Raw genomic sequence first — 10,160 nt, 5'->3', positions numbered from 1 at the left:
TGGTTTAATGCGGGGCATTTGGTTTAATGCGGAGCATTTGGTTTAATGCGGAGCATTTGGTTTAATGCGGGGCATTTGGTTTAATGCGGAGCATTTGGTTTAATGCGGAGCATTTGGTTTAATGCGGAGCATTTGGTTTAATGCGGAGCATTTGGTTTAATGCGGAGCATTTGGTTTAATGCGGAGCATTTGGTTTAATGCGGGGCATTTGGTTTAATGCGAGGCATTTGGTTTAATGCGGGGCATTTGGTTTAATGCGGAGCATTTGGTTTAATGCGAGGCATTTGGTTTAATGCGAGGCATTTGGTTTAATGCGGAGCATTTGGTTTAATGCGGGGCATTTGGTTTAATGCGGAGCATTTGGTTTAATGCGAGGCATTTGGTTTAATGCGGAGCATTTGGTTTAATGCGAGGCATTTGGTTTAATGCGAGGCATTTGAATTATCTTCATACATTACATCATTTACATAAACATAAAAAACCATCCATGGCTACCAGCCACAGCACCTATAATGGTTACAAGACTCAAAAGAAGTAAAACCCAATGTGCGCGGTGCACAATCGCAAAGGTTTTTTCAGGATTCCTTTCGGCGTACTTTTTAAAAAGCCGATGTAAAACAAAAGGTTCGAGAATAAATAAAACGACCGTAAAAATGAACCAAACGAGTGTCATGGCGTGAATCCACCAATACTTAATATCGAGATAGCGGTGCCAGCCATCGAGAAGGTAAAGCATGTAAAACCCGGTAAGACCGGTAATAACAGTGGTGATTTTTGCCTGAAGCGCAAACCTTCCTTCTATCGCCTCAAAAGTTTTTATTCGATCTTCTTTCGATTTTAATTGCTTAACGGCAGGGATAATGACGGTGGTTACCATCGCTACGCCACCTATCCAAAGCACCACGGCGAGTACATGCAATACGCGGGCTAAAGTGAGCCTGTCCATAGTTGTTTTTGCCTTTGATCAGAGCCCCAAAGCTACACATTCTTTAAATCAGAGAGTCTTGTTTTTATTTACTTAAATATAGAAATCCCCGGTCTGCTTGGTTGCAGTAATGGGAATTGCATCTCGAATTGTTTTGAAGTTTCGACTTTAATGAAAGCATGACAAAAATATTTGCTGCAAATAAACCGCCTCCCCAAATTTTGTAAAAACGGTGCATTCCAAATAATAGCCCTATTTACATAGACCAATAAATTCAGTAAAATACTTAACTTCACTTTTTTAAAACCAAATAAGCAACCAAAAGGTCAAATACTTCAATGCCAAAACCTGCAACACATTTCACAATAACAAAACGGGTGCAATGGCGCTCCATCTTTTCCATTCATTCTATAGCTTTTACAATTTTCGGTGTTCTTTTTGCCGTTGTCGGTCTGCAAGGCTTTCTATTACCAAATAATTTTCTCGATGGCGGAGTAACCGGTATATCCATTTTGATTACCGGATTTGCGCATATTCATATCAGCATTTTGCTCGTCGCCATAAATATTCCCTTTATTATAATGGGCTTCCGCAAAATAAGCCGAACCTTTGGTGTTCAGACGCTGATTGCGGTATTGCTGTTGGCAGCAGGTATGTATTTTATTCAAATTCCGGTATTTACCAATGATAAACTACTCATAGCCATATTTGGTGGGTTTTTTATTGGGATGGGAATCGGATTTGTAATTCGCGGGGGCGGCGTAATAGACGGGCTGGACGTAATAGGACAATACACTGAAAAAAAATCGGCGTTTACCGCGAGTGAAATTATTCTTGTCTTAAACGTTCTGATTATTTTAGGAGCTGCCTATAAATTTGGTATAGAAGCCGGTATGTACTCTATTCTGGTATATTTTACCGCTATGAAAACTACGGATTATGTGGTTGAAGGATTTCAAGAATACACCTCACTAAATATTATCTCCAGACATTCTGATGATGTTAAATCGCTTATTGCAAATGAGTTTAGAAAAGGACTTGTTGTGTACAAGGGCGAACGTGGCTTTCTGCCAGAATCGTTTGATATAAAAGCCGATTGCGATATTATTGTAACAGTGGTTACCAGACTCGAGATACACCGCCTTTCAGAAGCTATTCTTCAAATTGACCCAAAAGCCTTTTTATTTGTATCCAGCATTAAAGAAGTTAAGGGTGGCACTGTGAATATCAAATAGCTCAACCTCCTCTCGATTGAGCGTGCAAAGTCAGTTTATTTTTGGCAGCCAGAAAATTCCAGAGTATTCTTAAACGCTTACTTTTTCCGAAATTGACAGGTGAGAAAAAAATTAAATTGTTAAATAAGGATATTTTTATCCTTTTTGATTCATTAGAATAGGTCTGTAAATCATCTAATTACACCGAATCTCAATATACACCGATCTCAAAACTGACAATTGTCATATTTCTTTTGTAAAAGGAGCAATAGATTTGTTTCATATTTAACAGGCACAAAAAATGAATACCATGATACATCAAACGAAATCTCGAGAAATACTGATCTCTAAGTCCTTTTTACTATTTTTTGCCGCAGTTGCCATACTCACTTTTGCATGCAATCCACAGCCAGAGACTGCCGAGCAGAAAATTCCGCACGACAACGCTACGATTAAAGTAGAAGGCAAAATGATGGCAGATATGTCGGCGCCGCCTTATGTACCTGCTCCGGTTGGAAACAGGGCAGCTAAAAATCTGGTTGTGGAAATGGAGATTCTGGAGCATGAAGGCACAATGACCGATGGTGTGCAATACACTTATTGGACATTTGGTGGAACCGTTCCCGGTAGCTTTATTCGCACACGTGTAGGCGACGAAGTTGAATTTCATCTTCGAAACCATCCAGACAACAAGCTTCCGCACAACATTGACCTCCACGCTGTAAATGGCCCCGGTGGTGGAGCTGCGTCATCGTTTGTTGCTCCAGGTCACGAAATAGTATTTTCATTTAAAGTTCTATCTCCGGGCTTGTTCGTTTACCATTGTGCCACTGCCCCGGTAGGAATGCACATTGCAAATGGTATGTACGGACTCATTTTGGTTGAGCCCGAAGGCGGACTTCCAAAAGTGGACAAAGAATTTTACGTAATGCAAGGAGACTTCTACACCAAGGGAGATTATGGCGAGCCTGGTTTGCAGCCATTTGAAATGAAAAAAGCCATTGAAGAAGATGCTGACTACGTAGTATTTAATGGATCTGTAGGTGCTATGACAGGCGATAATGCGCTAAACGTAAATGTTGGCGAAACAGTAAGGCTATTTGTAGGGAATGGTGGCCCAAATCTCGTTTCATCCTTCCACGCCATAGGCGAAATATTTGACAGAGTACATGTAGAGGGCGGCGATTTGATTAACGAAAATGTTCAAACAACACTTATACCCGCAGGTGGAGCAGCAATCGTAGAGTTTTACGTAGACGTACCCGGCGATATCATTCTAGTAGATCACGCAATATTCCGCGCATTTAATAAAGGTGCTCTGGCCATGATAAATGTACACGGTGATGCCAATAAAACAATTTACTCCGGTAAAATAGAAGAAGGCATTTATCTACCTGAAGGTGGAACAATACAGGAGATGCCAATCACTGACGAGGCGGCAGCTGCTGCCAAAGAACCACTTGCCGCACTTTCTAAGGCTCAAAAAATAGAAATGGGAAAAAACGTATATATGCAAACCTGTTTTGCATGCCACCAAGCTAACGGTCTAGGAATTGCAAATGCATTCCCTCCGCTTGCAAAATCAGATTATCTAAATGCAGATGTAAACAGAGCTATTGATGCCGTGCTATACGGATTGGCCGGTGAAATAACAGTTAACGGCAAGCAATATAACAGCGTAATGACTGCCCAAACTGTTTCTGATAGAGAAGCTGCAAACGTACTTACATATGTATATAACAATTGGGGCAATAACGGAACCGAAGTAACTGATGAAATGGTAAATAGCCGAAGAAGAACCAGCGCAAAGAAATAGAGATCAATTAATTGCACTTTAATAAATAGCAGCCATGTTTTACAAACTTATCTTATCAATTACCTTATGCTTTGCTAGTTTAATGGTTATGGGTCAGTTTGAAAACATGGCTGTAATTAAAGGCGGAAGCTATACGCCGTTTTACGGGACAGACTCTTCGAGAGTCGTTTTAAATGATTTTGCATTAGACACTTACCCGATAACAAATGCCGAATACGAAGATTTTCTTGGCAAATACCCCGAGTGGAATAAACACCGTGTGATTGCACTTTATGCTGATGGCAATTATTTGATTCAATTTGATGAGAACGGAAATCTTCTTCCCGGCGAAAACCCAAAAGCCGCAGCAACCAGTGTTTCGTGGTTTGCAGCCAGAAAATATTGTGAATGCAACGGAAAACGCCTGCCTACCCTCGATGAATGGGAATATGTGGCCATGGCAGATGAAACCACAGCCGACGCGAGAACCAAAACCACCTTCAATGAATTTATTCTGAGTTGGTACGAGAAACCAAAAACCAGCTCTCAATCTATTGGTACCACCTTTAAAAACTATTGGGGCGTGTACGATATGCACGGCCTGGTTTGGGAATGGACGCTTGACTTTAACTCGGTTCTCATATCTGGCGAATCGAGAAAAGACACCAAAAAAGACAATAATCTTTTTTGCGGAAGCGCTGCGATAGGAGCTTCTGACTTAATGAACTACGCAGCATTTATGCGCTACGCCTTTCGCGGAAGCATAAAAGCAAAATATGCAGTGCGCAACCTGGGATTTAGATGCGCAAAAGACATCCCTGCCAACTAAAAGAACAACAATGAAAACGCTAAAAAATATCCTCGTGCTGCTTGCGGTAGCCCTGTACGCCTGTACCCCAAATACTGAAAATGCGAACGAGCAAAATATTGAAACACAGCGAAAAAATACCATAGGCGAAACATTACCGGAGTTATCTATTTACAATTTGCCCTCCACCTGGACCACACAAAACGGAAAGGACATAGAGCTTAAAGATTTACAGGGCGATGTAGTAGTTATGGTAATGATTTACACTACCTGCAAAGCTGCATGCCCCAGACTAGTGGCTGATATGCGAAATATTCAATCGCAAGTACCGGGCGCAAATAACAAAAACGTGAAATACGTGCTTGTGAGTATCGATCCTGAAACCGACACCCCCGAGCGATTGAAGCAATTTGCCATTGACAATGAAATGGATAGCAACCAATGGGTATTCTTGCGCGGATCTGAAAACGACACACGCGAATTTGCTGCGGTACTCGCTGTGAGTTATAAGGCTATTTCACCTATTGATTTTTCGCATTCAAACATCATAAGCGTGTTTGATAAACAAGGAGTATTGGTGCATCAAAAAGAAGGACTTGGGGTGGATAGCAAAGAAACCCTTGCGTCAATTATTGAATTATCAAACATCTAATTTGCTTTAATATAATCATATACGGCTTTAAACACGGAAAAAATGAAAAAGATAATTCTCTTTATTTTCATTCTCGTTGCCGGAAAAATATCGGCACAGCAGTTTGATCTTTCTGCCGAAATTAGGCCTCGATTTGAGTTTAGAAATGGATACGGCAATTTAATACCCGATAATGCAGACCCCGCAAGTTTCGTATCGCAACGCACCCGATTGAATTTCGGGTTTCAACACGACCAATTAAAGCTTTTTACATCCTTGCAAAATGTTAATGTTTGGGGCGACGTAGCAACGTTATCTAAAACGGCACAATATGGCCTTGTTTTCCACGAAGCCTACGGAGAAATTCTCGCCACATCAAAATTGTCATTCAAGCTAGGGCGGCAGGAATTTAACTATGATGACGAGCGTATTTTTGGTGCAGTAGGCTGGGCGCAACAAGCGCGAAGCCACGATGCACTATTAATGAAATATGCTGCATCAGAAAACCACCAAGTTCACTTGGGGCTTGCTTTAAATGCATCTGAAGAAACTAATTTTGAAGTGCCTTATGAAATAAGCCAATACCAAAACATGGAGTTTATATGGTATCATGGAAAATTTAGTGCTTTAAATATTAGCGTGTTAGCTTTGAATCAGGGAATGGCTTTTCAAAGAGATTCTGTTCAGGAAACTGCCTACAACCAAACTTTTGGCGCGCGCCTTTCTTATGCGAAAAATAAGCTCAAGGCAGATGGAGCGATTTATATACAAACGGGAGAATTGGGTACAACTACTTTATCTGCCTGGTACGCTTCCGCGAATATTGGCTATGGACTGAGCAACCTGTTCAACGCCGGTGCCGGATTTGAATACCTTTCTGGTACAGATCAAAACTCAAGAAAAAACGAGTCAAATTCTTTCAACCCATGGTTTGGAACCAACCACAAATTTAATGGGCTGATGGACTATTTTTACGTCGGAAATCACATAAATTCCGTAGGATTAACCGATGTTTACGCTTTTGGCGAATACAAAAATAAAGCCTTCTCCGCAGCTCTCCGCCCCCATTTATTCATGGCATCGGGCGTTATTCTTTCGCCGGAAGACAAAATCATGGATAGCTATCTCGGTACCGAAATAGACTTTACCGCAGGTTATCAAATAAATTCCTATGCCGGATTAAAACTTGGCTATTCGCAAATGTTTGCCACAGAATCTATGGAAACTCTAAAATCTGGAAATGCCGATAATCTGAATAACTGGGCATGGGTAATGGTGACGATTAAACCGACACTGTTTTCAGCTTCGAAAGCCAAAATTGACTGAGAATAGTGTTTATGGGTGTGCGATGTTATATTTGCAGCTCACAAATAATAAAATGATGAAAAGTAGTTTTAAATACATCGCAATTTTTGGCTTAGCTCTTTCTATTGCATCATGCACAGGCAGCAGCACAGAGAGCGATAATACCGATCAGGAAAAAACAGAAATGAACGACCAACGTGGCGATGCTCAAATGGTTCGCTTAGATGTAATGCTAAATGATGGCCGACAGTGGGAGGCAAATCCCGAAACGGTTGCGGGAATCGAAAAAATGGAGGAGACTATCAAAGATTACGATGGAAAAGAATCTTCTCCGGAAATGTACCGAGAAATGAGCAATCGATTAATGGAGCAGTTTGAATATATTTTTAAGGCATGTACAATGAAGGGTGAAGCACATGACCAGCTGCACAATTACTTAAAACCTATGAAACTATATTTTGAGGAATTAAATTCTAATGATCAAAAAGTAGCAGAAAATGCTGTTAAGAAGTTCCAACAACATTTAGATGCATTTCCAAAGTATTTTAAGGGATAGTTTGAGTGTTGAGTATTTAGTATTGAGTATTTAGTATTGAGTATTTTGTATTGAGTATTTTGTATTGAGTATTGAGTATTGAGTAAATATTAGAACAGCACTTGCTCAGCAATTGCTGTTTTTTTTTTGCATAAGCGCTAAATGAAAACAGCTGACTGCCCTCTTTCTTTTAACTCTAAAACTGATATGCGAAAGAACGCTATCTTTTAAGCTTTCGCTTCCTCCGATTTCTTTAAAGCCAGTGAATAGGCGGTTTGATAATGTGTTATCAAGACTTTCCAATCGAAATTTTCTGAAAAGTCTTCCAGTTTGTTCCGTTGTAGCATGCGATACCTGCGGCTGGTTTTCACAAAGTGAAGCATATATCTCCCCAAATTTTCAGCAGCTTTTTTCTCGCTCACATCATTTCGCTTCAGCACCATTACACCTTTGTCTTCGTGTTCTGAATCAAGTTTTTCTACATAGTTACCAAAGCCTGAAAGGTCTGAAGTTATTGCCGAAACCCCGCGCGCCACACATTCAAGTGGTGTGTAGCCCCACGGCTCGTAATAGCTCGGGAAAATTCCCAAATGACAACCGCGCACAAATTGGCCATAATCAATTCCAAAAAGCGGATTTGTTGACTCTATAAAATCAGGATGATACACCATTTTTACACGGTCGAGCGGCGAGTTTACCATTTGCTGCCCACGCAGGAAATTCAGTAGTTCATCATCTATATCATTTATCAGATTGTGGGTTACCACGATAGGCCACGACTTCGTTTTCCATGATTGAATGGTTCGGCGATAGCGCAACTTCCAGTAATCGTCTATCAATTCATTTAAATCTGGTAGTTTATGCTCTTCGCGCGAACTGGCAGCAGCATAGAAAAGTCTTTCACCAAGTTGTTTTTCAATCGCTTCACAATTCCGTTTTATTTCCTGCATTACACCTCGCGATTCGAGCACTTCGGGATTAATAGACCATGTGGGTCGTTTGGTAATAAAAAACATGACTACCGTTTTCTTAATTCCCTCTTTCACCATCATTTTATTAAGCCACTGCAGCGCCAGTAGTGTAATATCAAACCCTTTATTTCTGAATTCGTATCTACCAGAAGTGAAAAAGTAAAGTGTATTATCGAGATCAAAATCATAGGAATTAAAGAAATGTCCTATAACAAATTCGTGAATTTTATCTTTAAATAACTCATGCCTGTTGTGAACCTCGTGGTAAGCTACGTATCGGGTAATATTCAAACCATTAGGCGTAACTACATCGGGGTTTTTGCCCAGCAGGTGGTAGCATTCGCGTCCGGTTACATCGCTTACTGTGGTAAATGTATCTGCATTGTGAGCAGATAAGCGCTCAATTTGTACTTGTGGCAAAATCCCAAAGCGACGCGACTCTGCCTCCCAGTCAAATTTATCGAGTTTAGCATAAAAATGTGGATCATTGCCAGCCAAATATCTTCCTAGCATTGTTGCATGGGTTGTAAAAACGGTTGATATTGGCATTTTCTCTTTCCTTATATCCAAAACAGGAATACTCGCCATCCATTCATGAAAGTGAGCAATAACTTTACGTTTCCCTTTTAAAATTTCTTTACTGAGAATGGTAAAAAAGGTCTTATTTAAGTCTCCCCACATCACCACCTTATCAAGCAGCGGATCTTCGCGATGGGTTGCGATACCAAAATCTGCATTTAAATGCCGGTGCAGCGAATCAAGCCTGTTATACACATTTTGCGGGTTTAGCAGCACTACGCGAGGCCGCCCAGTAACCAACCAGCGCCCATAGCGCACATCAAGACCCATGTTTCGCATCTTCTCTACTGTTCTTCCAATGGGGTCAGACAGGTTATTAATGGGGTCGAACTCTGCCGAAATATTCTCATTTTCGAGAGGCCCAAGTAAACAATAATTATCTCCAAATACCTCAACGGCAGCGGGCACTTTTGATCTGATAACGGTATATATTCCACCTACCTGATTGCATACTTCCCAGGCACATTCAATTATTAAAGGGTCTTTTTCGTCGGTCATAATAGAAAGCTGATTTGGCTGGTAAGTTAAATAAAAGTTTAAATACAAACAGTTTTTGCTCGCTGCTTCTACATTTTTTTATTCTGATATCGATTTTCAGCTATTTTCTTGTTTCAGAAACAATGATTTCATTCAGTCAATTTCGATGAGGTTATGCTTTAAAATTGATAATAATGCGGAATATTGAAAATCTAAATGGATAAATTAATAAGAAATACTATTTTTGCACTCCCAAATTGAAAAATTGGTCGCGTAGCTCAGTTGGATAGAGCATCCCGCTTTTGGGCGGGACGGTCGCAGTTGGAGAACATAAGTGCTAACCAGACACTAAAAAAATTGGTCGCGTAGCTCAGTTGGATAGAGCACCTGCCTTCTAAGCAGGCGGTCGAAGGTTCGAATCCTTCCGCGATCACTAGATGATCAAGCTATAAATTTCGTGAAGCGAAATTTATGGCTTTTTTCATTTTAAAACTTATCGTGCTCGCACGAAATAAGTTTTAAAATGAAAAAAGCCTAAAGCTGCGAAGCAGATTTATAGCTTGATTCCCTTATCGGATAAGGAAGGATCATTCGACCGAAGGGAGAATAATCCTAAAAGGTTGATTGAAATAAAAAAGCCTAAAGCTGCGAAGCAGATTTATAGCTTGATTCCCTTATCGGATAAGGAAGGATCATTCGACCGAAGGGAGAATAATCCTTTTTAGCCGCTAGCCGCTAGCCGCTAGCCGCTAGCTGCAACATTCCTATTTCCAAATACAAAATTCACTGCACTAAATAAGTTTTAAAATGAAAAAAGCCTAAAGCTGCGAAGCAGATTTATAGCTTGATTCCCTTATCGGATAAGGAAGGATCATTCGACCGAAGGGAGAATAATCCTTTTTAGCCGCTAGCTGCAACAT

8 protein-coding genes and 1 tRNA gene are annotated in these 10,160 nt (G+C 40.5%); 7 read left to right on the top strand and 2 right to left on the bottom strand.

Annotation, left to right across the window (positions count from 1 at the left end):
- Positions 1–463: 463 nt before the first annotated feature.
- Positions 464–946 (bottom strand): hypothetical protein, encoded by a 483-nt coding sequence (locus G3O08_RS20035; RefSeq protein WP_163287229.1) that lies wholly within the window; start codon positions 944–946, stop codon positions 464–466.
- A gap of 317 nt (positions 947–1,263) precedes the next feature.
- Here G3O08_RS20035 and G3O08_RS20030 point away from each other — a divergent pair, with 317 nt between their 5' ends.
- The 6 genes from G3O08_RS20030 (at position 1,264) to G3O08_RS20005 (ending at position 7,234) form a co-directional block, all read left to right on the top strand.
- Positions 1,264–2,160 (top strand): YitT family protein, encoded by an 897-nt coding sequence (locus G3O08_RS20030; protein WP_163287228.1) that lies wholly within the window; start codon positions 1,264–1,266, stop codon positions 2,158–2,160.
- Positions 2,161–2,440: 280 nt separating this feature from the next.
- Complete coding sequence (nirK, locus tag G3O08_RS20025) at positions 2,441–3,955, top strand: copper-containing nitrite reductase (protein WP_163287227.1); 1,515 nt, start codon at positions 2,441–2,443, stop codon at positions 3,953–3,955.
- Between the two features lie 34 nt (positions 3,956–3,989).
- On the top strand, positions 3,990–4,763 hold the full coding sequence (locus G3O08_RS20020) for a formylglycine-generating enzyme family protein (RefSeq protein ID WP_239541377.1): 774 nt from the start codon (positions 3,990–3,992) through the stop codon (positions 4,761–4,763).
- Between the two features lie 10 nt (positions 4,764–4,773).
- Positions 4,774–5,394, top strand: a complete 621-nt coding sequence (locus G3O08_RS20015; RefSeq protein ID WP_163287226.1) for an SCO family protein — start codon at positions 4,774–4,776, stop codon at positions 5,392–5,394.
- Between the two features lie 42 nt (positions 5,395–5,436).
- A complete protein-coding gene (locus tag G3O08_RS20010; protein ID WP_163287225.1) occupies positions 5,437–6,699 on the top strand; it encodes an alginate export family protein in 1,263 nt (420 codons plus the stop codon).
- A 52-nt stretch (positions 6,700–6,751) separates the two neighbouring features.
- On the top strand, positions 6,752–7,234 hold the full coding sequence (locus G3O08_RS20005) for a hypothetical protein (protein WP_163287224.1): 483 nt from the start codon (positions 6,752–6,754) through the stop codon (positions 7,232–7,234).
- Between the two features lie 206 nt (positions 7,235–7,440).
- Here G3O08_RS20005 and G3O08_RS20000 read toward each other — a convergent pair whose 3' ends face one another.
- Positions 7,441–9,261: a glycosyltransferase family protein gene (locus G3O08_RS20000; RefSeq protein WP_163287223.1), complete on the bottom strand. Its 1,821-nt coding sequence runs from the start codon at positions 9,259–9,261 to the stop codon at positions 7,441–7,443.
- A 338-nt stretch (positions 9,262–9,599) separates the two neighbouring features.
- Here G3O08_RS20000 and G3O08_RS19995 point away from each other — a divergent pair.
- Positions 9,600–9,673: transfer RNA gene (locus G3O08_RS19995), tRNA-Arg, on the top strand.
- The last annotated feature ends 487 nt before the right edge of the window (positions 9,674–10,160 follow it).

It is taken from the genome of Cryomorpha ignava, from assembly GCF_010686655.1.
Taxonomy (GTDB): domain Bacteria; phylum Bacteroidota; class Bacteroidia; order Flavobacteriales_D; family Cryomorphaceae; genus Cryomorpha; species Cryomorpha ignava.
The sequence above is the reverse complement of the archived record's forward strand: the minus strand, read 5'-3'. Positions and strand labels throughout refer to the sequence as shown.